Source organism: Sphaerisporangium krabiense (assembly GCF_014200435.1).
GTDB lineage: Bacteria > Actinomycetota > Actinomycetes > Streptosporangiales > Streptosporangiaceae > Sphaerisporangium > Sphaerisporangium krabiense.
The window spans coordinates 473,167-495,389 of record NZ_JACHBR010000002.1; the positions used below are offsets into that span (position 1 = coordinate 473,167).

Annotated in this window: 22 protein-coding genes; 9 read left to right on the forward strand and 13 right to left on the reverse strand. The window is 72.6% G+C overall.

What is annotated here, in order from left to right:
- The first annotated feature begins 210 nt into the window (after nucleotides 1-210).
- From BJ981_RS30115 to BJ981_RS30135, 5 genes are all read left to right on the forward strand, one after another.
- Nucleotides 211-1,497 (forward strand): MFS transporter, encoded by a 1,287-nt coding sequence (locus BJ981_RS30115; protein ID WP_239139288.1) that lies wholly within the window; start codon nucleotides 211-213, stop codon nucleotides 1,495-1,497.
- A 192-nt stretch (nucleotides 1,498-1,689) separates the two neighbouring features.
- Complete coding sequence (locus BJ981_RS30120) at nucleotides 1,690-3,063, forward strand: APC family permease (protein ID WP_184616806.1); 1,374 nt, start codon at nucleotides 1,690-1,692, stop codon at nucleotides 3,061-3,063.
- Nucleotides 3,064-3,077: 14 nt separating this feature from the next.
- Nucleotides 3,078-3,722, forward strand: coding sequence for a GOLPH3/VPS74 family protein (locus BJ981_RS30125; protein ID WP_184616807.1), 645 nt, complete (start codon nucleotides 3,078-3,080; stop codon nucleotides 3,720-3,722).
- A 114-nt stretch (nucleotides 3,723-3,836) separates the two neighbouring features.
- Nucleotides 3,837-4,088, forward strand: a complete 252-nt coding sequence (locus BJ981_RS30130; protein ID WP_184616808.1) for an AbrB/MazE/SpoVT family DNA-binding domain-containing protein — start codon at nucleotides 3,837-3,839, stop codon at nucleotides 4,086-4,088.
- A gap of 4 nt (nucleotides 4,089-4,092) precedes the next feature.
- Nucleotides 4,093-4,503 carry a type II toxin-antitoxin system VapC family toxin gene (locus tag BJ981_RS30135; RefSeq protein ID WP_184616809.1) on the forward strand — a complete coding sequence of 137 codons (411 nt, stop codon included), beginning with the start codon at nucleotides 4,093-4,095 and terminating at the stop codon, nucleotides 4,501-4,503.
- Nucleotides 4,504-4,557: 54 nt separating this feature from the next.
- On the opposite strand, the gene BJ981_RS30140 is transcribed toward BJ981_RS30135, so the two are convergent.
- The 7 genes from BJ981_RS30140 to BJ981_RS30170 form a co-directional block, all read right to left on the reverse strand.
- Complete coding sequence (locus tag BJ981_RS30140; protein ID WP_239139287.1) at nucleotides 4,558-5,904, reverse strand: HAMP domain-containing sensor histidine kinase; 1,347 nt, start codon at nucleotides 5,902-5,904, stop codon at nucleotides 4,558-4,560.
- Nucleotides 5,905-6,009: 105 nt separating this feature from the next.
- Nucleotides 6,010-6,954, reverse strand: a complete 945-nt coding sequence (locus BJ981_RS30145; protein WP_184616810.1) for a M24 family metallopeptidase — start codon at nucleotides 6,952-6,954, stop codon at nucleotides 6,010-6,012.
- Between the two features lie 26 nt (nucleotides 6,955-6,980).
- Nucleotides 6,981-7,889 (reverse strand): ABC transporter ATP-binding protein, encoded by a 909-nt coding sequence (locus BJ981_RS30150; protein ID WP_184616811.1) that lies wholly within the window; start codon nucleotides 7,887-7,889, stop codon nucleotides 6,981-6,983.
- Nucleotides 7,886-8,671 (reverse strand): ABC transporter ATP-binding protein, encoded by a 786-nt coding sequence (locus BJ981_RS30155; RefSeq protein ID WP_184616812.1) that lies wholly within the window; start codon nucleotides 8,669-8,671, stop codon nucleotides 7,886-7,888. The genes BJ981_RS30150 and BJ981_RS30155 overlap by 4 nt, the downstream gene beginning before the upstream one ends.
- Complete coding sequence (locus BJ981_RS30160; protein WP_184616813.1) at nucleotides 8,668-9,519, reverse strand: ABC transporter permease; 852 nt, start codon at nucleotides 9,517-9,519, stop codon at nucleotides 8,668-8,670. The genes BJ981_RS30155 and BJ981_RS30160 overlap by 4 nt, the downstream gene beginning before the upstream one ends.
- Nucleotides 9,520-9,547: 28 nt before the next feature.
- The gene (locus BJ981_RS30165) at nucleotides 9,548-10,645 is read right to left on the reverse strand and encodes an ABC transporter permease (RefSeq protein WP_184616814.1); all 1,098 of its coding nucleotides are present in this window, start codon (nucleotides 10,643-10,645) and stop codon (nucleotides 9,548-9,550) included.
- Complete coding sequence (locus BJ981_RS30170; RefSeq protein WP_184616815.1) at nucleotides 10,620-12,239, reverse strand: ABC transporter substrate-binding protein; 1,620 nt, start codon at nucleotides 12,237-12,239, stop codon at nucleotides 10,620-10,622. The genes BJ981_RS30165 and BJ981_RS30170 overlap by 26 nt, the downstream gene beginning before the upstream one ends.
- A gap of 120 nt (nucleotides 12,240-12,359) precedes the next feature.
- Here BJ981_RS30170 and BJ981_RS30175 point away from each other — a divergent pair, with 120 nt between their 5' ends.
- Nucleotides 12,360-13,004, forward strand: coding sequence for an Lrp/AsnC family transcriptional regulator (locus BJ981_RS30175; RefSeq protein WP_184616816.1), 645 nt, complete (start codon nucleotides 12,360-12,362; stop codon nucleotides 13,002-13,004).
- Nucleotides 13,005-13,014: 10 nt separating this feature from the next.
- Here the strand turns inward: BJ981_RS30175 and BJ981_RS30180 are convergent, their stop codons facing one another.
- The 6 genes from BJ981_RS30180 to BJ981_RS30205 all read right to left on the reverse strand — a co-directional run bounded on the left by BJ981_RS30180 (nucleotide 13,015) and on the right by BJ981_RS30205 (nucleotide 19,138).
- Entirely contained in the window at nucleotides 13,015-13,365 is a 351-nt protein-coding gene (locus BJ981_RS30180; RefSeq protein WP_239139286.1) for an avidin-fold protein, read from the reverse strand.
- A gap of 111 nt (nucleotides 13,366-13,476) precedes the next feature.
- A complete protein-coding gene (menC, locus tag BJ981_RS30185; RefSeq protein ID WP_184616817.1) occupies nucleotides 13,477-14,583 on the reverse strand; it encodes an o-succinylbenzoate synthase in 1,107 nt (368 codons plus the stop codon).
- Between the two features lie 28 nt (nucleotides 14,584-14,611).
- Nucleotides 14,612-15,406: a GNAT family N-acetyltransferase gene (locus BJ981_RS30190; protein WP_184616818.1), complete on the reverse strand. Its 795-nt coding sequence runs from the start codon at nucleotides 15,404-15,406 to the stop codon at nucleotides 14,612-14,614.
- The gene (locus tag BJ981_RS30195; protein ID WP_204070297.1) at nucleotides 15,403-16,506 is read right to left on the reverse strand and encodes a M20/M25/M40 family metallo-hydrolase; all 1,104 of its coding nucleotides are present in this window, start codon (nucleotides 16,504-16,506) and stop codon (nucleotides 15,403-15,405) included. The genes BJ981_RS30190 and BJ981_RS30195 overlap by 4 nt, the downstream gene beginning before the upstream one ends.
- Nucleotides 16,503-17,561 carry a dipeptidase gene (locus tag BJ981_RS30200; protein WP_184616819.1) on the reverse strand — a complete coding sequence of 353 codons (1,059 nt, stop codon included), beginning with the start codon at nucleotides 17,559-17,561 and terminating at the stop codon, nucleotides 16,503-16,505. The genes BJ981_RS30195 and BJ981_RS30200 overlap by 4 nt, the downstream gene beginning before the upstream one ends.
- Nucleotides 17,562-17,695: 134 nt before the next feature.
- The gene (locus BJ981_RS30205; RefSeq protein WP_184616820.1) at nucleotides 17,696-19,138 is read right to left on the reverse strand and encodes a flavin-containing monooxygenase; all 1,443 of its coding nucleotides are present in this window, start codon (nucleotides 19,136-19,138) and stop codon (nucleotides 17,696-17,698) included.
- Nucleotides 19,139-19,198: 60 nt separating this feature from the next.
- Here BJ981_RS30205 and BJ981_RS30210 point away from each other — a divergent pair, with 60 nt between their 5' ends.
- The 3 genes from BJ981_RS30210 to BJ981_RS30220 are packed head-to-tail and all read left to right on the forward strand — an operon-like array spanning nucleotide 19,199 to nucleotide 22,200.
- On the forward strand, nucleotides 19,199-20,044 hold the full coding sequence (locus BJ981_RS30210; protein WP_184616821.1) for a Nif3-like dinuclear metal center hexameric protein: 846 nt from the start codon (nucleotides 19,199-19,201) through the stop codon (nucleotides 20,042-20,044).
- The gene (locus BJ981_RS30215; RefSeq protein WP_184616822.1) at nucleotides 20,045-20,785 is read left to right on the forward strand and encodes a zinc ribbon domain-containing protein; all 741 of its coding nucleotides are present in this window, start codon (nucleotides 20,045-20,047) and stop codon (nucleotides 20,783-20,785) included. It begins immediately after the preceding gene.
- Nucleotides 20,782-22,200, forward strand: a complete 1,419-nt coding sequence (locus BJ981_RS30220) for a bifunctional RNase H/acid phosphatase (protein ID WP_184616823.1) — start codon at nucleotides 20,782-20,784, stop codon at nucleotides 22,198-22,200. The genes BJ981_RS30215 and BJ981_RS30220 overlap by 4 nt, the downstream gene beginning before the upstream one ends.
- Nucleotides 22,201-22,223: the final 23 nt, after the last annotated feature.

Consider the following 22,223-nt stretch of genomic DNA (forward strand, 5'->3'; position numbering starts at 1 on the left):
CGGATAGGCTCCTCGTCTCCTTGCGTGGAAGCCGTAGATCTGTCGTACCGGCCTGCCGGAGTGATCCGCGAGGGACGTATCGCCGTCCGAGACCACGCGCCGCCGACACGGAAGGCGGAAACCCGGCGCGATCAACGCGGAGCGGGTCTTTCTCGTGGGAGGCGGGAGGACTACCATCCCAGCACCCCCCATCGCTTGGAGCAACGTCTCGTGAGCACGCCGCCTCCGCTCGAGCAGCCATATGACGTCCCTCTCGCCCTCGCCGAACCGGTCACCCGTGTGGGGCCGCGCTGGGTCGGGCTCATCTCGCTGGCCAACCTCGGGTTGTGGATGGCCTACTTCGGGCCGTTGCAGGTGCTGCTGCCGCAGCAGGCCGCCGATGTCGCGCCGGGCGGTAAGGAGACCGCCCTCGCCTGGGTGACGGGCGTGGGCGCCGCCGTCGCGATGATCGCCAACCCGGTGGCCGGGGCGCTGTCGGACCGGACGACGGGGCGCTTCGGCCGGCGCCACCCCTGGACGCTGCTCGGCGCCGTGGCCGGAGGGCTCGCGCTCGTCTTCCTGGCCTTCCAGGGCACGGTCGCGGGCGTCGTGATCGGATGGTGCCTGGCCCAGGCGGGGCTGAACGCGATGCAGGCCGCGCTGACGGCGGGGGTGCCCGATCATGTGCCGGTGCGCCAGCGCGGCGCGGTGTCCGGGTGGATCGGCATCCCGCAGACGCTGGGGGTGGTGCTCGCCGTCGTCCTGGTGACGATCGTCGTCACGACCACTAAGTCCGGATATCTCCTGATCGGCGGGCTCGTGCCGCTGTGCGCGCTCCCGTTCGTCCTCGCCACCCCGGACGCCCCGCTGCCGGGAGAGCGGCGCCCGCCCTTCAGCCTGGCGGGCTTCCTGCGCGGCTTCTGGATCAGCCCGCGCGCCCATCCCGACTTCGCCTGGGCCTGGCTGACCCGTTTCCTCATGCAGCTCGGCAACGCCATGGTCCTGCTTTACCTGCTGTACTTCCTCACCGACGCCGTCCACTACGAGCGCGTCTTCCCCGGGGGCAAGGCCGAGGACGGCCTGCTCGTGCTCATCCTGATCTACACCGCGACCGTCGTGCTCACCACGGTGGCCAGTGGCGCGATCTCCGACCGCCTCGGCCGCCGCAGGACCCTGGTGACCGTCTCCGGCGCCATCAGCGCCGTCCCCGCCGTGCTCCTGGCGTTCTGGCCGCAGTGGACGGTCGTCACGGTGGCCGCGGCGATCCTCGGCATAGGCTTCGGCATCTACCTCGCGGTCGACAACGCCCTGATCACCCAGGTACTCCCCGCGGCGGCGGGCCGCGCCAAGGACCTCGGCGTCATCAACATCGCCAACTCGGGCCCCCAGGTGCTCGCCCCGGTGATCGCCGGCCCCATCGTCGCGAGCCTCGGCGGCTACCCGATCCTCTACCTCACCGCAGGCGCCCTGACCCTCCTCGGCGCGGCTTTGGTCTGGAAGATCCGCTCCGTCCCCTGACCGCCGGCCTTTGCCCGGGCAAGCCTTGGCGGTCACGGCCCGCGATGAATCGGCCGGTCGCTTTGGTGGCTTGCGGCATGCCCGCCCGCTAGGGAAGGATCATCCCCTACGTCCCCGGGCGATGGAGCATGCCGTCGGTCGACGGGCCGGACAAACTTCGCATTCTAAGAAAAACGGAATATGGAGGCTGCTATGCAGCCGCAGGAGACTATCGAGCGGTTCGGCTACCGCCAGGAATTGCAGCGGGGCATCGGCCTTGCCGATCTGGTGTTCTACGGCCTGGTCTTTATGGTACCGATCTCGCCGTTCGCGATCTTCGGTGATGTTTACCGCGTGTCGAACGGCATGCCGGCGCTGGCGTACCTGATCGGGATGATCGCGCTGCTCTTCACCGCGAGCTCCTACGCGCAGATGGTGAAGGCGTTCCCGCTGTCCGGATCGGTGTACAACTACGCGGGACGCGGTATTGCGCGCCCGGTTGGTTTCATGACCGGCTGGGCGATTCTGCTCGACTACCTCCTCGCTCCCACGCTGCTCTATCTGCTGGCGTCGATCGCCATGAACGCCGCTGTGCCCGCGGTGCCGGTCTGGGCGTGGCTGATCGTTTTCGTGATCGTCAACACGGTGATCAACCTGCGCGGTATCAAGGTGACGCTGTCGCTCACCAAGGTCATGATCGTCGCGGAGCTGATCGTCCTGGCGCTGTTCCTCGCGGCCGGCGTGTGGGCGCTCATGCAGGGCAAGGGGCAGGGCTTCAGCTTCGCGCCGCTGTTCAGCGCGGACACGATCTCCTGGCCCGTGGTGTTCGGCGCGGCCTCCTTCGCGGTGCTGTCCTTCCTCGGCTTCGACGGCGTCAGCATGCTGGTCGAGGAGTCCAAGGGCGGCTCGGCCCAGGTCGGCAAGGCGATGAAGGTCGCCCTGATCCTGGCCGGGGTGCTGTTCATCGTGCAGGTGTGGGTCGCCGCCCTGCTCGTGCAGAACCCGGCGGCGCTGCTGGCCGAAGGAGACCACAGCACCGCCTTCTACGACGTCGCCGCCGTCGCCGGCGGCAGTTGGCTGCAGCACACGACGTCGATCGCGACCGCGATCTCCTGGGGGCTGGCCGACACCTTGGTCGCGCAGGTCGCGGTGTCACGCCTGCTCTTCGCGATGGCACGCGACCGGCAGCTTCCGGCCTTCCTGGCGAGGGTGTCGGTCAAGCACTCGGTGCCGGTCAACGCGACCCTTCTCGTCGCCGCCCTGTCCGTCGTGCTCGGACTGTGGATGTCCGTCCGCGATGACGGTGTGAGCCTGCTCGTCAGCATGATCAACATGGGGGCGCTGGTCGCCTTCATCGTCCTGCACGTGTCCGTCGTCGTCCACTACGTGCTCCGGCAGCGATCGACCGATCTCTTGTCCCACCTGATCGTGCCTTTGGTCGGCACGGTGATCCTCGTCTTCGTCGTGATCAACGCGAACGTCATGGCGCAGCGGCTCGGGCTGATCTGGCTGGCCGTCGGCGCACTGATCATGATCGCGGTGTACGTCAGGGGCCGCCGACCCGACCTGTCCGGCTTCACCCAGTAAGGGAGCACCCCGACGTGTTGAACCGGCCGTCGCTCCATCAGGAGCTGTACCTCATCGCTCACGACGACGATGGCAAGCCGCTGATCCAACCGCCGTCCCTGCGTCTCGGACTGGCCGGTGCGGTACTGCTCGACCTCACCCTGAGCGGCCGTGTCAACGTCACCCAGGGCCGGCTCGCCGTCTACGATCGCACCCCGATAGGCGACATGGTCGCCGACAGCCTCATCCCCGCGATCCTGAGCGACCGGGCCAACCGCGACCTCAAGCTCTGGATCAAGCAGATCGCCGAGGACGTCTACGACCGCACCTGCGGAAGCCTGGTCGCCGCCGGCGTCCTCACCAAGGTGACCAGGCGCCGCCTGGGCGTGCTCTCCCAGGTCCGTTACCAGCCCGTCGACACCACCCCGGCCGTACGCGCGCGCGCCGGGGTGCGCGAGGCCACCACCGGAGCCCGGGGAGCCCCCGACGCCCACTACGCGGCGCTGTGCGGACTGGTCGGCGTGCTGCGCCTGGAGTCGACGCTCTACATCAATCAGCCGTCGAGCCGTCTCGTCGGCCGCCTGCGCACCATCGCGGGTGAGCACTCCGGGCCGGTCCTGGAGATCGCCCAAACCGTCGACACCCTCATCGGCGAGACCGCCGTCGCGGCCTACCGCTGAGCCCGGAGCCGCGTCGATTCCCACGCCGCCGGAATAAGGGTCACCATGCGTATCATCATGACCGCAGTGCGTGACATCGTTTAACCTTTACCTGTGATGGTTAGAGTAAAGGTTATGGAGCACCGCGAAAGGACACGGGCCAGGCGCGCGGGGCCCGCGCGTATCTCCACTAAGAACCAGGTGACCCTGCCGGCCGCCGTGCTGCGCAAGCTCGGGCTGGGGCCCGGTGACCAGATCGACATCACCGAGGAGGGGGGCGACATCGTCATCCGGCGGCATCGCAGCCGTTTCACGGGCGTCGTCGGCACCGTTCCGGGTTTCGCCGAAGCCGTGGACGTCGAGGCGAGCCGCGAAAGCTGGGACTGACGGCGTGCCCACGGTGATGCTGGACACGAACATCGTCGCCGGTCTCCTCGATCCCGGCGACGCGCTCCACGAGGGCGCCCTGGACGCGGTTCGCCGCTGGGAGGGGCAGGCGGCGAGCTTCGCCGTTTCCGTGATCACCTGGACTGAGCTCCGGGTCGGGGCCCTCCGCAGGGGGCCCGTGGCCGAGAAGGCGCTCGCGGAGTTCCGGTCCGCGGCCATCGATCGGATCGTCGCGGTGGACGAGGCGACGGCCGAGAGCGCGGCTCTGCTCAGAGCGCGAGACCTGACGCTGCGGATGCCCGACGCCCTCATCATCGCGACCGCGCGGGAGGCCGGGGCCGAAACCTTGCTCAGCGGTGACCAGAAGTTCCTCGGCGCCGCGCCCGATCTCGTGGAGCTCGTTCGCGCGTGCTGATCTGGACGGCGGCCCGGGCTCACGCGCGACCGAGCCGTGCGGGCGGTGGTGTTGTCAGGTGAGGGTGCGGTTCTTCATCAGGTGAAGGGTGTGGACGCGGAGGACGAAGCGGGCGCCCTTGGGGGAGTCCTCGATGGTGAGGGTGCCGCCGTGGCGTTCGGCTATTTCGCGGGCGATGGCGAGGCCGAGGCCGGTGCCGTGTTTGTCGCGTTCGCGGCTGGCGGCCAAGCGGGTGAAGCGCTGGAAGACGAGTTCGCGGTGCTCGGGGCGGATGCCCTCGCCGTCGTCGACGACCTCCATCACCGCGTCCTCGCCTTCCCGTCGTAGCGCCACGGTGATGGTGGAGGCGGCGTGCCGTTCGCCGTTGTCCAGCAGGTTGGTGAGCAGCCGGGCGAGTTGCAGCCGGTCGCCGCCGACCACCACGCCGGGCTGCAGGTCCAGCACGAGCCCCTTGCCGCGCGCCCGGCGCCCGGTCTCGGTGCGCACCAGCTCGGCGAGGTCGATGTGGTCGCGGCTGACCCGCCCGCCGGCGTCCAGGCGGGCGATGTCCAGCAGGTCGGTGACGATGGCCTGCACCCGGTCCAGGCTGGCCATCACCGCTTCGGCGATCTTGAGCCACTCGGCGTCCTCCGGGTGCGCCAGGGCGTCCTCGACCTGGGCACGCATGGCGGTGATGGGGCTGCGCAGGTCGTGGGAGGCGTCGAAGGCGAACCGGCGCTGCCGCTCGGCGGCCTCCTGGAGCCGGTCCAGCGTCTGGTTCACGGTCTCGGCGAGGCAGCGGATCTCGTCGCGGTGCGGCGGCAGGGGCACGCGGCGGCTGAGGTCGGAGGCGGTGATCTCGGCCAGCTCGGCGCGCACCCGGTCGACGGGGACCAGGGTCCTGCTGACCATGCGGTGCGTGCCGAACCCCGTGACGGCGACCAGGGCCATCGACCCGGCGGCGAGCAGCGCGAACAGCCCGGGATCGACGTACCAGGGCGGCGTGCGGCCGGCGGCGTAGACCAGCCAGTCGCCCTGGCCGTCGTTGGCGTGCCGGGCCACGACCACGTGCACGCACTCGCCCGGGAAGCCCGGCGCCGAGCAGACCGCCCTGGCGAGGTGCGCGAGATGGTCGGGCGGGACGAAGCGCGCCATCAAGGGCTTGCCGATCAGGTTGGGCGAGGCGGCGGCGATCCGGCCCTTGCCGTCGACCACCTGGATGCCGTCGGCCGCCCGGTCGGCGATGACCGGGGGCAGGTGCCCGCGGTTGATGAGCTGCGCCACGCGCAGGTGGACCAGCGTGATCTGGTGGAGCCGGTACTGGTGGACGGCGTACCGCGTGCCGACCAGGACGAGCGCGCACATGCCCGCGCACGCCAGCGCCATCACGGTGCTCGCGACGGCCGTGAACCGAGTCCGCACGGACCGTTCGCGCCAGAAGACCACCGCGCCCCCCTGTCCGCCTCGTGATCACACTAAATGTGGATCGTTCGAGGTCAGGGCCGCTACGAGGCAAGGGGCGCGAAACTATGGGTCAAGGACGAGAAGCGCGCCGGGCGCTCGGGTCATGGCGCGGGCCCCGGTCTCTGTGCATTCCACTACATCTCCCACCCGCGCTCCGTAAAGGTCGGGCACGTGGATCCCGGGTTCGACGAGCACCGTCATGCCCGGGGCCAGGACGGTGCGGTCGTCCGCGGTGAGACCGAGGCCCTCGGCGGGCTCCACGCCGACCCCGTGGCCGAGCCCGGGGGAGACGTAGGCGCCGTACCCGCTCTCGTCGAGCACGGCCTCGGCCGCCGCGTGGACGTCGGCGGCCGTCACGCCGGGCCGCACGGCGTCGGCGGCGGCGTCGCGCGCGGCGAGCAGCACCGCGTGCACCGCGTCGAAGTCCTCGGGCGGCTCTGCCACGACGAACGCGCGGCTCGCGTGGGCGTGGTAGCCCTCGTGCCGGGCGGTCACCCGGATCGTGACCGCGTCCCCGGGGTTGATCACCCGCTCGCCCGGCAGGTGGCGCGGGCGCGCGGTGTTCTCGCCCGCGGCCACGACGACCGACACCAGCCCGGACGCGCCCGACTCCGCGGCCAGCCGCGCCGCCATGGCCCGCTCGGTGCCGCCGAACCACCGCAGGCGAGGCGCCGTCGTGAGCACCAGGTCGGCCACGGCGGCGGCCTTCCCGATCGCGGCGAGCTCCTCCGGCCGCTTGACGGCCCGCAGCGGCGCGAGCACGGCGGAGGCGAGCACGAGGTCGGCGGTCAGGCCGAGCGCGAACAGCTCGCGCACCCGCATCTCGGGGTCCACGGCGACCCGCGACGCCGCGCGGGGGATCAGCGCCGCCGCGCGCGCCGCGTCGGGCGCGAACCCGGGCGGACGGCCGGGGGCGAGGACGAGGAAGCCCGAGGCGTCGTGCCCGGCCACGTACCGCAGGTCGGGGGAGGGCCGCAGGACCAGCGCGTCCAGTCCCGCCTCCGCCATCCCCGCGAGGGCCCCGGCCTCACCTCTCACGGGTACAGCCAGCAGGACACCGGTCCGGGAGCGGGCTCCTTCTCCGCGCACACGTCCATCGCCATCGGGCAGCGCGGGTGGAAGCGGCAGCCCGGCGGAGGGTCGGCGGGGTCGGGGACGTCCCCGGCCAGTTCCTGCGGCAGCCTGCCCAGCCCGTCGGCCTCCGGCACGGCCCGCAGCAGCGCCTGGGTGTACGGATGGCGCGGGGCGGCCCAGACCTCGGCCGTCGGGCCGGTCTCCACGATCTTCCCGAGGTACATGACCGCGATGCGGTCGGCGATCAGCCGCACGACGGACAGGTCGTGGCTGATGAACAGCAGCCCGGCCCCGGACTCCACGGCGAGGTTGCGCATCAGCGTCGCGACCTGCGCCTGCGCGGAGGCGTCCAGCGCCGAGATGGGCTCGTCCCCGATGAGCAGCGAGGGCCGCGCGGCGAGGGCGCGGGCGATGGCGATGCGCTGCCGTTGACCGCCGGAGAACTCGTGCGGGTAGCGCGAGGCCATCGCGCCGGGCAGGCCGACCCGCTCCAGCATTCCCGCGGGCGTGGTGCCGCGGTCGCCCGCGGTCTCCAGGCCGTCGGCGATCTGCGCGCCGACCCGCCGCCGGGGGTTGAGGGACGCGTACGGGTCCTGGAACACCATCTGGATCTTGGTGAGGGCCTTGTCCCTGCGGCGCAGGCCGAGGCGGCTCACCGGCCCGCCCTCGAACCTGATCGCGCCCCCGCCGGCGGGGACGAGCCCGCACACGGCCCTGGCCAGCGTGGACTTGCCGCACCCGGACTCGCCGACCAGCCCGACGACCTCGCCGGCCGCGACGCTGAGGCTCGCGCCCGCGACGGCCCGCACGGCGGGGCGGCCCGGGGTGCGGTGGTCGACGACCAGGTCCTCCACGGTGAGCAGGCTCACTGGCCCTCCCTCGGCAGCGCGTCCAGCAGGGCGCGGGTGTAGGGGTGTTCCGGCTCGCGCAGCACCCGGCCGCGCGGGCCGGTCTCCACGACGAGGCCGTCCTTCATGACGCTGACGTCGTCGGCCACCGCGGACATGACCCCGAGGTCGTGGGTGACCAGCAGCACGGCGAGCCCCAGGTCGTCGCACAGGCCGCGCAGCAGCCGCAGGATGCCGGCCTGGACGGTGACGTCGAGCGCGGTGGTCGGCTCGTCGGCGATGAGGATCTTCGGCCCGCAGGCGAGCGCGACGGCGATGGCGACGCGCTGGCGCATGCCGCCGGAGAACTGGTGCGGGTAGCGGTCCACGGCCGCCGCGGGCCCGGGGATGCGCACCTGGCCGAGCAGGTCCACGGCCCGCGCCCGCGCCTCGGCCTTGCCGATGCCGAGGTGGTGGCGCATGTGCTCGGTGAGCTGGCGTCCGATCGACAGCATGGGGTGCAGGCTGGTCGCGGGGTCCTGGAAGACCATGGCGATCTCGCGGCCCCGCACGGCGTTCAGCTCCCGCGGGCGCAGCCCGAGCAGATCGCGGCCCTCCAGGAGGATCCGCCCGGAGGCGCGCGCGCCGTGCGGGAGCAGCCCAAGGGCGGCGAGGCCGGTCATGGTCTTGCCGGACCCGCTCTCGCCGGCCAGCCCGTGCACACGACCGGGGGCCAGGGCCAGATCCACGCCGCGCAGGATCTCGTGCGGGCCGATGCCCACCGTCAGGCCCTCGACGCGCAGGACGTCGCCGGAAAGGCTCACAGGGCACGCTCCTTGATGGCGCGGGCGGTGCGGGGGTCCAGGGCGTCGCGCAGGGTGTCGCCGAGGAAGTTGAAGGCCAGCACCACGGTGAGGATGGCGAGTCCGGGGAAGGTGGCCACCCACCAGCTGTCGAAGACCTCCACGCCCGAGGCGACCATCGCCCCCCACTCGGGGGAGGGCGGCTTGGCGCCGAGGCCGAGGAACGACAGTCCGGACAGCAGCAGCAGGGCCGTGCCGATGTCGAGGGTGGCCAGCACCAGGATGGGGCCGGTGACGTTGGGCAGGACGTCCACGCGCAGCGAGCGCCAGGCCGAGAAGCCGAGCAGGCGACCGCTGAGCACGAACTCGCGTTCGCGCATGCCGAGGACCAGGCCGCGGGTGACGCGGGCGTAGGCGGGCCAGGCGACGACCAGGACGGCGAGCACGGCGTTGGTGAGGCTGGCGCCGAGCGCGGCGGCGACGACCATGGCGAGGATGACGGTGGGGAACGCGAAGACGAGGTCGGCGAGCCGCATGATCGCCTCGCCCACCCATCTGCCGAAGTATCCGGCGCAGGCGCCGAGGACGCCGCCGATCAGCAGCGACAGCGCCACCAGCAGCAGCGTCAGCGGGATCGACACCCGTGCCCCGTACATCACCCGCGACAGGATGTCGCGCCCGAGCTGGTCGGTGCCGAACCAGTGTCCCGGCCCGGGAGAGGCGAGCCGGGGCAGATCCTGCGCCAGCGGGTCGTGCGGCGCGAGCAGGGGAGCGGCGACGGCGATCACCAGCCAGGCGGCGGCCACCACACAGCCGGTCACGGCGAGCGGCCGGCGCCACGCCTCGGGCAGCCGGGAGAGGATTCTCATCGCAGCCCCACGGCCGGACGCGGATGTGTCACGACAGTCTCACTCTCGGGTCGATGACCCCGTACAGCACGTCCACCACCAGGTTGATCACGACGTACACGCAGCCCACCACCAGGCCGACGCCCATCACGGCGGGCAGATCCAGCGTGGTGGCGCTCTTGTAGGCGTACTGGCCGATGCCGGGCCGCGCGAACACCGACTCCACCAGCACCGTGCCCGACAGCAGGCTGCCGAAGGCCAGGCCCGCCACCGTGATGATCGGCACCAGCGCCGAGCGCAGCACGTACCGGAAGAGGATCACCCGTCCCGGCAGGCCCTTGGCCCGGGCGGCGCGCACGTAGTCCTGCCCGAGCACCTCCAGCACGGCCGAGCGGGTGAACCGGGTCAGCAGGCCGATGGTGTACGCGGCGAGCACCAGCGCCGGCGTGATGAGGTGGCCGGCCGCGGAGGCGAACACGTCCCACTGGCCCGCGAGCGCGGCGTCCACGGTGAACAGGCCGGTCACGGCGGGCGGCGCGCTCATGTCGGGGTTGATGCGCCCGCTGCCCGGCGTGATCTGCAGGCGGAAGAAGAACACGTAGAACGCCACCAGGGCCAGCCAGAACGTCGGCACCGAGATGCCGATCAGGCTGAGCACGCGCAGCGCCTGGTCGGAGGGCCGGTCGCGGCGCAGCGCGGCGACGACGCCGAACGCCACGCCGACGACCAGCGAGACCAGGATGGCGCTGCCGGCCAGTTCGATCGTGGACGGCACGAACTCGGCCAGGTCGGTGAGCACGGGGCGGTGGCTCTGCTGGCTGACGCCGAGGTCGCCTTGCAGCAGCCCGCCCAGGTAGGTCAGGTACTGCTGGGGCAGCGGCTTGTCCAAGCCGTGGTCGGCACGCCACTGGGCGACGAGCGCCGGGTCCCCGAGCGCGTTCTGGCCGAGGTTGGCCGTGACCGGGTCGCCGGGCACCAGGTTGGTGAGGACGAACGTGACCAGCGTGATCCCGAACGCCAGCAGCACCGCGATCGCGAGGCGGCGCAGCAGGAAGCGGGCCAGGGGGTGGCGCGATCGGCCCGGACGGGCGGCGCGACCCGGCGCGCCGCCCGTCCTGACCTCACTTGGCGCCGAGGGCTGCGACATCGACCGTCCACACGGGGTGGAACGCCAGCCCCGTGACGGAGGCGGCCGTCACGATGTTCTGGCTCGGCTGGATGAGCGGGACGAACGGGCCGGTGGCGTTGAGCTTGGTCTGGATGTCGGTGTAGAGCTGCTTGCGCGCGTCGTCGCCGATGGTGACGGCGGCCTTGTCGCCGAGCTCCTCCAGGGCCTTGTCGGCGCCCTTCTTCCAGCCGGAGCGCAGGCCGACGGTGTTGCCGGGCAGGAAGACCAGGTAGTCGGTCGGGTCGGGGTAATCGGGGCCCCAGTACCACAGGCCCAGCTCCTCCTTGCCCTTGCGGTAGTTCTCCAGCGCGGTCGCCACCGGGGCGGGGGCCAGGTCGACGGTGATGCCGACCTCCTTGAGGTTGGCCTGGATCCGCTCGGCGAACGGCTGGAACGACAGGCCCTGCAGGGTCAGGTCGCTCGGATACTCCAGCTTGAGCGTGGGGTTGCCGACCCCGCTGGCGGCGACGGCGGCCTTGGCGGCCTCCACGTCCCGCTTGACGGCCTGGTCGGGCGGCAGCGCGCCGAGCAGCATCGTCGGGATCACGCCCGGCGCCTGCACCGAGCCCTCGCCGGCCAGCTCCAGCAGGCCCTGGTAGTCGATGCCCTTGCGGACCGCCTCGACGATCTTGGGGTTGCTCGACGTCCTGCTGACGGCCGTGTCCTGGTTGGCGAGCAGGAACACCATGTTGGCCGAGGCCGTCTTGGTGGTCTGCTGGCTCCCGCTCACGGTCTTGATCTGGTCGCCGGACAGGTCCAGCGCCACCTGGCTGTCGCCGCGCTGGACGTTCAGCTTCTGCGTGGCCGACTCGACGTTGCGCAGCACGACCTTGCCGTAGGTGGGCTTCTTCTGGCCCCAGTACTTCGGGTTGGCCTTGAGCACGACCTGCGACTGGGCGTTGAACGACTCCAGCGTGTAGGGCCCGGACCCGGCGGAGGCGCCGTTCAGGTACTGCTCGGCCTTGTCCGAGGTGTCCTCGGCGCCGCCGTTGGCCTTGACGGTCTTGGAGTTCAGGATGCCGAGCGCGGGGTTCGGCAGGATGAACGGCAGCGCGGGCTTGGGCGTCTCGGACGTCAGCGTGACCGTCGTGTCGTCGGTCTTGGCCACCTTGACGCCGTCGAGCAGGAAGGACGGGTTGCCCTTCAGGTCGCGCACGCGGTTCAGGGAGAACACGACGTCGTCGGCCGTGACGGGCGAACCGTCCGAGAACGTGGCGCCCTGGCGCAGCTTCAGCGTGAGGGTCTTGCCGTCGGAGGACTGCTCGTAGGACTCGGCCAGCGAGGGGACGGGCTTGGTGACGTCCGACCCCTCGAAGGTGAGCAGGGTGTCGTAGAGGGCCTTGCCGATGATCAGGCCGGTGGGCTCGTAGTTGCGGCCGGGGTCCGCGGTCTTGAGGGTGAAGGACGCGTCCATCACCAGGGTCTTGCTCGCGGTCCCGCCCGCGCTCTGCGCGGGCGTGGTGGACGTGCCGCCACCGGAGCAGGCGGCGAGGGAGAGGGCGCCCGCGAGCAGGACCGGCAGCAGAGCCGCCTTCGCCTGCCGTGCCGGACGGCGCCGCATACGGGTCGCCATACTGTTTCCTCCGGAAATGGTGCTCTGTAGACGATTGGTAGCGTGTCGTCCAGGATTGTCCGCTAGAACGTCCAGCTCATGGCAAGAAGGCAAGACGAATATGACGCCGAGGAACCACCGATGACCGATATGTCAGGCTCGCCATCGCCCGGGACCCAGGTCCCTGGACGGATCGGCATCGGGCTGCAGCTCGACGCGACCCACATGAAGATCCTCGAGGTCCTGCGCGAGAACGGCCGCATCTCGGTCGCCGCCCTCGCCGAACGGGTCGGCATCTCCCGCGCCAGCGCCTACACCCGGTTCGAGGCGCTGCGCGCCGACGGCGTCATCAAGAGGTTCACCGCCGAGGTCGACCACCTCCGGACCGGCCTCGGCATCACCGCGCTGGTCTTCGTGACCGTGCGCCAGCAGATGTGGAAGCAGTTCCGCGCCCAGCTGGCCCAGATGCCCGAGGTCGAGTACTGCGCGATCACCACCGGGCAGCACGACGCGATGATCCAGGTCAGGATGGCCGACGTCGCCGCCGTCCACGCGCTGGTCACCGAGCGGCTGGCGAGCATCCCCGCCGTTAAGGCCACCGAGACCGTGTTCATCCTCGACGAGGTGCTGCGCCGGCCGTACGTGCTGCCCTCCGACCGGCGTCAGGGACGGCCGCAGCACCGCGCCGCCCCCGCCGAGTCCCCGCCCCCCTCCGGCGTGCCGCTCGGCAGGATGCGCTTCACCAGCGCCGCCGAGGGCCGCGCCGCCATGCACAAGGAGCCCTGACCCCGGGAGGTCAGACCTCCTCGCACACGCTGACCTGCGGCGTGTCGTCCCCGTCGAAGACGAACTCCTCCACCAGGCGCAGGCGGCCGTCCGGAAGCGTCTCGATGCGGCTGGAGCTGCGCCCCCCTGCCCGGCCGCCCGCCTTCAGCGCGTGCACGTACGACAGCTCGACGCGGTCGTCGTCCCGGGTGCCGACGAAGCGGCCCTGGATCACCGTGTCGCCGTCGTAGCTGCCCCAGATCAGGCCGTCGGCCTCCTCGTAGGTGAACCGCGTCGGCGCCTCGGCGTTCACCTCGCTCGCCGTGGAGCTCACCATGATGAAACGCCGGCCGTTGAGAAGGTTCGCATTCGTGTCGCTCACGTCACCGCATCGTGCCCTTCCTCGCGGACGGCGCAACCCGGGCTGGACGTTTCGCTCACGGTTCCGGCGACGACGGGGTCATCCGTCTCGCCGAGGGCCCACGGCGGCGCCTCAGGCGGGGATCCACTCGGTGGACGTCGTCACCTCCCGCAGGACGCCGGGGAGCGGCGCCACGCCGAGGCCCGGGCCCGCGGGGACGGGCAGGTGGCCGTCCTCCAGGACGAACGGCTCGGTGACGTCGGTGGCGAAGTAGCGGCCGGAGGCCGAGGTGTCGCCCGGCAGCGCGAAGCCCGGCAGCGCGGCCAGCGCGACGTTGGCGGCCCGGCCGATCCCCGTCTCCAGCATGCCGCCGCACCAGACCGCGATCCCGTGCGCCCGGCACACGTCGTGGACGCGCCGCGCCTCGATGTACCCGCCGACGCGGCCGGGCTTGATGTTGACGATCGAGCACGCCCCGAGCGAGATCGCCGCCGCGGCGTGCCCGGCCGAGACGATGGACTCGTCCAGGCACAGCGGGGTGCTCAGCCGGCGGGCGAGCGCGGCGTGCTGGACCAGGTCCTCCTCGCCGAGGGGCTGCTCGATCAGCAGCAGGCCGAACTCGTCGAGCCTCGCCAGGTGCGGGGCGTCCGACAGCGTGTAGGCCGCGTTCGCGTCCACCTGCAGCAGCAGGTCGTCCCCGAACCGCTCCCGCACCGCGCGCACCGGGACGAGGTCCCAGCCCGGTTCGATCTTGAGCTTGACCCGGACGTACCCCGCCTCCAGATAGGCGGAGACCGCGTCCAGCAGCCGCGGCACCGAGTCCATGATGCCGACCGACACCCCGCACGGCACCCGGTCGCGGGCCGCGCCGAGGAAGCCCGCGAAGGAGCGGCCCGCCGCGCGCAGCTCGGCGTCGAGCACGGCGCACTCCAGCGCGGTCTTGGCCATGCGGTGCCCCTTGAACGGCGCGAGCGCGCGTTCGACCCCGTAGGCGTCCACATCCCGCAGGGCCGTCAGCGCCGGCACCAGGAAGCGGCGCAGCACGTCGGCGGCGCCGTCGGCGTACTCGGAGGAGTAGAGCGGCTCGGACATCGCCACGCACTCGCCCCACCCCTCCGACTCCGGCGTGACGACCCTGACCAGCAGCACGTCCCGCGCGGTCTCGGTGCCGAAGGACGTGCGGAACGGCGCGACCAGCGGCATCGCGATCCTGCGCAGCTCGACCCCGGTGATCTTCATGATCGCGTCCCGTCCACCCCGTGTCCTCTCATGACCGTTCCACGACGTACGCGCCCGCCGCGGTGAAGCCGGTGATCCCGGCCCCCTCGTCCAGCAGCGCGCCCAGCGTCTCGCGCACCGCCCGCCGCCACGCCGCCGCCACGGCCGGGTGCTCCCGGCGCAGCGTCTCGGCGTCCCGAGGCGTCCCGACCAGCAGCACCCGGCCGTCCATGGTCCCGCGGACCGGACGGCCGTCCCGCTCGGCCAGCGCCGTCACGGCGTCCCGGGGCGGCACGGCCGGCCCCGGGCCCGCTTCCGAGCCCGGCGCGGCGACGCGCCACACCGCCAGCAGACGGTCGGACTCGTCCCCGGCGTTCACCGCGTCCTCCATGCGGCCGTAGAACGACGGCAGGTACCGTTCGGGCCGCGCGCCCAGCTTGGCGATGTTGAAGTGGGCGTTGCGGCGCACCAGAGGATCGTACGTCCAGACGATCTTCTCCAGGCCACGCGCCAGGGCCCACGCCCGCTGGTGGAGCTTGAGCGCCGGCCCGACGCCCCGGCCCACCACGGCGCCGGTGACGTGGGAGTGCAGCCCCGTCCCCGGCGGCCCCGACAGGAACCCGACGCTCGCGCCCATCAGCCGCTCGCCCGCGTACGCCCCGGCCACGTAGTTGCCGCTGTGCGCGAACGCGGCCATCAGCTCCACCGTGATCGGCACGCCCGAGGGCGGCGCCTTCCATATGGCGTCGAACAAGGCCGCGACCTGCTCGAACTCCGAGATGTCGCGCAGCTCGCGCACCCGTACCCCGGCGCGCCGCGCGGCCTCCTCATGCGCCTCGGTCACGCGGGCCCCGCCAGGATCGCCGCCACCAGCCCGGCCAGCAGCGAGCAGCGGCGCGGCATCTCCTCGACGATCACGTGCTCGTGCGCCGCGTGCGCGCCGCCGCCGACCGCGCCGAGGCCGTCCAGCGTGGGGCAGCCCACCCCCGCCGAGAAGTTGCCGTCCGAGCCGCCGCCCACCGCCACGCCGCGCAGCGGGCCGAGCCCGCGTTCGGCCGCGATCCGCTCGGCCAGCTTGAACAGCGCGGCGGAGGACGCGGCCTCCATCGGAGGCCGGCTGAGCCCGCCGGACAGCTCCAGCCGGGTGCCGGGGACCTTGGGGGTGAGGGCGCGCAGGCGGGCGTCCACCTCCCGCTGCGAGGCCAGGTCCACCGCCCGCACGTCCACCGCGACCGACCCCCGGGCGGGGACGGTGTTGACGCTGCTGCCCGCGCTCAGCAGCGTCGGGGTCACGGTCGTGGCGCCGTCTCCGCCGTCCATCGCCGCGATGGCGAGCACCTGGTGGGCCACCTCGATGCCCGCGTTGTGGCCCTTGTGCGGCTCCAGGCCCGCGTGCGAGGCCAGGCCCTCCACGTCCAGCCGGTAGTGCGAGACGCCCTTGCGGGAGGTCTTCAGCGCCCCGCCGTCGGCGCTGGCCTCCAGGACCAGGGACGCCGCGCAGTCCCGCGCGATCCGCTCGATCAGCGGGCGCGAGGTCGGCGAGCCCAGCTCCTCGTCCCCGGTGACCAGCACGCACACCCCGTCCAGCGACGGCAGCGACCGCAGCGCGTGGAAGAGCTGCACGAGCCCGGCCTTCATGTCGAACACGCCGGGGCCGCGGGCGACGCCGTCGGTCACCGAGAAGGGATGCGCGCGCAACGATCCGATCGGCCACACCGTGTCGTGGTGGCCGAGCAGCAGCACCCGCGGCGCGCCGAAGCTCCAGCGCAGGTGGGTCACGCCGTCGACGACCAGGGTCTCAGGCTCGGCGCCGAGGTGGCGGACGCCGAGCGTGGCCACGACCGCCGCGCTCGCCGCGACCGCGCCGTGGTCGGAGGAGAACGACTCGCACAGGACGAGCTCCTCCAGGTCGTCCAGCATGGTGGGCAGGTCGCCGGGCGTCATAGGACGTCCTCCGGCCTGCTCCCGGCCGGACGGCCCAGCTCGGCCCGGAACAGCCGCATCACGTTCCCGCCCAGGATCTTGCGCACCTCGTCCTCGCCGAAGCCGCGCCTGAGCAGCTCCTCGGTGACCAGCGGCATGCCGGACGGCCCGTCCAGCCCCGGCACCGACGCGAGAACGTCCAGGCCGGTCGTGCTCGGGCTCTCGCACGGCGGGGTCAGGTCGTCCATCACCTCGCGGACGAAGTCCGGGCCCAGGCCGACGTGGTCGATGCCCGCGACCTCGGCGACGTGCGCGATGTGGTCGCCGAGCCGCTCGATCGTGTACCCCTCGGGCTTCTCCGCCAGGAACGCGGCCAGGAAGTTCACGCACACCACGCCGCCGCCCGCCGCGACCGCGCGCAACTGGTCGTCGGTGAGGTTGCGGTGGTGGTCGCGCAGCGCGCGGGCCGAGGAGTGCGTCGCGATGACCGGCCGCGTGGCGATCTCCAGCACGTGCGCCACGCCGGACGCGCCGAGGTGGGAGATGTCGAAGACCATGCCGAGGCGCTCCATCTCGGCGAGGGCCGCCACGCCGTCGCTGGTCAGGCGGCTGCCCGTGCCGTCCTGGCCGCTGCCGTCGGCGAGCGGCGTGCGGCCCCAGTGCGCGATGGAGGCCACGCGGACGCCGAGGCGGTGCAGGGTGGGGATCAGCTCGACGCTGGCGTCGACGCCCGGCATGCTCTCCAGGGCGATGACCAGGGCGATCCTTCCGAGCGCGACGGTCTCGTCGATCTGCGCGCCGTCGTGACAGATGCCGACCTCGCCGGGGTTGCCCTCCGCGATGACGTGCGCGCACTCGATCATCCGCAGGGTCTGGCGCAGCGCGCCCTCGGGGCGGTAGTGCGCGTCGATGAAGACCGGCAGCACCTGCACGTCCACGCCGCCCTCGCGGAGCTGGGGCAGCCATCGCTCACGGAAGAACGACGCCCACCGCTCCGGCGGCCTCGCCGATACCGCCATCAGCAGGTCGTTGTGGGTGTCTGCCACGATCGCGTCCCGGTGGAGGTCAGCGAACACGTGTGGACTCCTCTCGCCGCCGCGCTCCCGGCCTGACGCCAACCCGCGCGGAGGCAGGCCGGGCTCGTCCTGGATGGTCCGATGTCCCTCGACGGTATACGCACGATCCGGCGAAGAGAAACGTGGCCGGGACCTCAGCCGAAGGTGAAGGAGCCGGGGCGCGGCGACCGGGTGATCCTCCGGTACGCCGCCGCCGGACCAGGCCAGTTGTTGGTCACCCGCCCGGCGGCGTTCTTGTACCAGCTGGCGCAGTCGGCCTGCCAGACGGTCCGCGCGAGCGCCCCCTCCAGGGCGCGGCGCCAGGCGTCCATGGCCGCCGGGCGCACCTCCATCGGGCCGTGGGCGCCCAGCAGCGGCAGGCAGCCCATGATGTAGCGCACCTGCGCCTCGATCATGAGGATGATCGAGTTGTGCCCGAGGTTGGTGTTCGGGCCGTACAGCAGGAACAGGTTCGGGAAACCGGGGACCGCCATGCCGAGGTAGGCCTCGGCGCCGTCCTTCCACGCCTCGCCGAGGCGCCGCCCGCCGCGTCCGACGACCTCGATGGGCGCCAGGAAGTCGGTGGTCAGGAAGCCGGTCGCGAAGATGATCGTGTCCACCTCGCGGAGCGTCCCGCCCGCCGTCTCGATGCCGTGCCGGGTCACGCGGGTGATGGGGTCGGTCACGACCTCCACGTTCGGCCTGGTCAGCGCCGGGTAGTAGTCGTCGTCCAGCACGATGCGCTTGCAGCCGATCGGGTAGGCCGGCGTCAGCCTGGCCCGCAGCGCGGGGTCGGGCACCTGCTTCCTGAGGTGCTCGGTGGCCCGCCGGGTCATCAGCGGCCGGCTCCAGCCGTCCACCAGCGCCGGGTACACCACGCTCTCGATGAACCGGTTGACCCTCCGGCGGTTGGCCGAGCGCAGCGGCGGCAGGTGGCGGAACGCCGCACGCAGGCCGGGGCCGTACGCGCCGTCCGGCTTGGGGATCACCCAGCTCGGCGTGCGCTGGTAGACGTCCAGACGGGCGACGACCGGGGCGACGCGCGGGATGAACTGCGCGGCCGAGGAGCCGTTGCCGATCACGGCGACCCGCCGCCCGGCGAGGTCGTGGCCGTGGTCCCAGCGCGCCGAGTGGAAGCTCGTCCCCTCGAACTCGCCAAGGCCCGGGATGTCGGGCAGGCGGGGCCGGTTGAGCTGGCCCACCCCCGACACCACCACGTCGAACGGCCCGTGCTCGCCGTCGGCCGTCGTCACCCGCCAGCGTCCGGCGGCCTCGTCGAACACCGCGGCCGTGACCTCCGCGCCGAGCCGCAGCCGCCGGTGCACGCCGTACTTGCCCGCGCACCGGTCCAGGTAGGCGAGGATCTCCGGCTGGCGCGGGTAGCGCCGCGACCAGTCGTGGCCCTGCTCGAACGAGTAGGAGTACAGGTGGGACGGCACGTCGCACGCCGCGCCCGGATAAGTGTTGTCCCGCCACGTCCCGCCGAGGCGCTCCGCCTTCTCGAAGATCGTGTAGGAGGTGACGCCGGCCTTCCGGAGCTGGATCGCCATGCACAGTCCGCCGAAGCCGGCCCCGATGATCGCTACGTTCAGTGCCATTCGGCGGCCCCCCGGGTGTCAGGACCTCCTCACGCTAGGACGTGCCGATAGTCTGCGCACGTGTCCCCGACGACCTTGGCCGCGATCATCGCGGAACTTGAACATGCGTATGACCCCGCTTGGGCCGAGCCCTGGGACGCCGTGGGCCTGGTCTGCGGAGACCCGGCGCGCCCCGTGCGCAGGATCCTCTTCGCCGTCGACCCGGTGGCGAGCGTCGGCGACGAGGCCGTGGCCTGGGGCGCCGACCTGATCGTCGCCCACCATCCCCTCTACCTGCGCGGCACCACCACCGTCTCCGCCGCCACCCCCAAGGGCGCCCTCGTACACCGCCTGATCAAGCACGACATCGCCCTCTACACCGCCCACACCAACGCCGACGTCGCCGACCCCGGCGTCTCCGACGCCCTGGCCAGGGCGGTCGGCCTGACCGGCGCCCTGCGCCCCCTCCAGCCCTCCGCCGACGACCCGCGCCGCGGGCTCGGCCGCGTCGGCGACCTGCCGGCCCCCATGACCCTGCGCGAGTTCGCCGGCCAGGCCGTGCGGGGGCTGCCGCGCACCGCCTGGGGCCTGCGCGTCGCCGGCGACCCCGGGCGCACCGTGCGCACGGTCGCCGTCAGCGGCGGCGCGGGCGACTCGCTGCTCGGCCTCGACTCCGTCCGCGCCGCCGACGTCTTTCTCACCGCCGACCTGCGCCACCACCCCGCCGCCGAGTTCCTCCAGGCCACCGAGCCGGGCGGCGGCCCCGCGCTCATCGACGCGGCCCACTGGGCGACCGAATGGCCCTGGCTTCCGCAAGCGGCCGACCTGCTCGCGTCCGCAATGGCCGCGAAGGGGATTAATGTTGAGACGCGCGTCTCGCGGACGGTGACGGACGCCTGGACCACAACAGCACAGTGCGAGGATTAAGTGAAAGCAGCCCCGGAAGCCCAGAAGCGCCTGCTCGAACTGGCCGAGCTCGACGCGGTCCTCGACCGGCTGGCCCATCGCCGCCGCACGCTGCCCGAGCTGGCCGAGATCGACGAGCGCTCCGCCCGCCTCGCCCGCCTCGCCACCGAGGTGATCACCGCGGAGACCGAGGCGTCCGACCTCGCCCGTGAGCAGGCCAAGGCCGAGTCCGACGTCGAGGCCGTGCGCGTGCGCGCCGAGCGCGACCAAAAGCGCCTCGACTCCGGCCAGGTCGGCTCCTCCAAGGACCTGTCCAACCTCCAGTCCGAGATCGCCTCGCTGCACCGCCGCCAGGCCGACCTGGAGGACGTCGTCCTGGAGATCATGGAGCGCCGCGAGGCCGCGGACGCCACCGTCGCCCGGCTCGGCGCCGAGCGCGCCGAGATAGGCGCGGGGCTGTCCACGCTGGAGGAGAAGCGCGACGCCGCCCTCGGCGACCTCGACCGCGAGAGCGCCGAGAGCAGGGGCAGGCGCGGCGGCATCACCGGCGACATCCCCGCCGACCTGCTCGCCCTCTACGAGAAGCTGCGCGAGCAGTACGGCGTCGGCGCGGCCATGCTCCAGGGGGGCCGCTGCCAGGGCTGCAAGGTCTCGCTGTCCATCGCCGACCTCAACCGCATCCGCGCCGCCGCCAAGGACGAGGTCGTGCGCTGCGAGGAGTGCCGCAGGATCCTCGTCCGCACCCCCGAGTCGGGCCTGTGAAGCTCGTCGTCGAGGCCGACGGCGGCTCCCGCGGCAACCCGGGGCCCGCCGGATACGGCGCGGTCGTCAAGGACGCCGACGGCCAGGTCCTCGCCGAGGCGGCCGACGCGCTCGGCGTCACCACCAACAACGTCGCCGAGTACCAGGGCCTGATCGCCGGCCTGCGCTCGGTCCTCGCGCTCGCCGGGGACGGCGCCGCGGTCGAGGTCCGCATGGACTCCAAGCTCGTCATCGAGCAGATGGCCGGCCGCTGGAAGATCAAGAACGAGGGCCTGAGGCCGCTCGCGCTGGAGGCCCGCGACCTCGCCGGCCGGCTGCGCGTGACCTGGCGCTGGATCCCCCGCGAACGCAACCGCGACGCCGACCGCCTCGCCAACGAGGCCATGGACGCCGCCGCCAAAGGCGCCCGCTGGCAGTCCAAGACCCTCCCTCCGCCTCCCCGAACCTCAGGCCCCGGCACTCCCGACTCCGGCGCCCCGGGCACGAGCGGCCTGTCCTCGGGCGCTCCAGGTTCGGGCGGCCCCGGCTCGCGCACCCCAAGCCCGCCTGCCTCAGGCTCGCGTACCCCTGGCTCGAAGACCGCCACCCAGGCCGTCAGAGGGTCCGCATCGGCCACCGGCCGGGCGGGAACCACCGAGGCCCTGTTCGACCTCCCCTCCGGCGCCGCCGAGACCGCCGCCACCGAAGCCACGGTCGGCGAGGTGGTGACGGGCGAGGTGGTGACGAGCTCCGTGTCCGCCGAGCAGGCTCGCGTCGTCGCGGCGAAGCCCGGCGCCACCAGCGGATGGCAGGCCCCCGCCCCGGCCACCTCCCTCCTCCTGCTCCGCCACGGCGAGACGCCGTTCTCCATCGACCGCCGCTTCTCCGGCACCGGCGACCCGGAGCTGACGCCCGCGGGCGTCGCCCAGGCCGAGGCCGCCGCCGCCCGCCTGTCCCGCCCCCCGTACGTCGTCGAGGTCATCGTCAGCTCCCCCCTGCGCCGCGCCCGGCAGACCGCCGAGGCCGTCGCCGCCCGCACCGGCCTGACGGTCGCCGTGGACGAGGGCCTGCGCGAGGTCGACTTCGGCGACTGGGAGGGCCACACGTTCACCGAGATCCAGCGCCGCTGGCCCAGGGAACTCGCGGCCTGGCTGGAGGACCCGTCCGTCGCCCCGCCCGGCGGGGAGAGCTTCGACCGGGCGGCGATCCGCGTCGAGGACGCCAGGGAGCGCCTGCTCGCGGACCACCAGGGCAAGACCATCCTGGTCGTCTCGCACGTCAGCCCCATCAAGCTGCTGCTGTCCTCCGCCCTGCTCGCCCCCCCGGCCGCGCTGTACCGCATGCACCTCGACCTGGCCTCGCTCTCCTCGATCGACTACTTCGTCGACGGCCCCCAGCTCGTCAGGGCCTTCAACGACACCGCGCACCTGCGCTGAGCCCGCCCCTCCGGCCCCGCGAC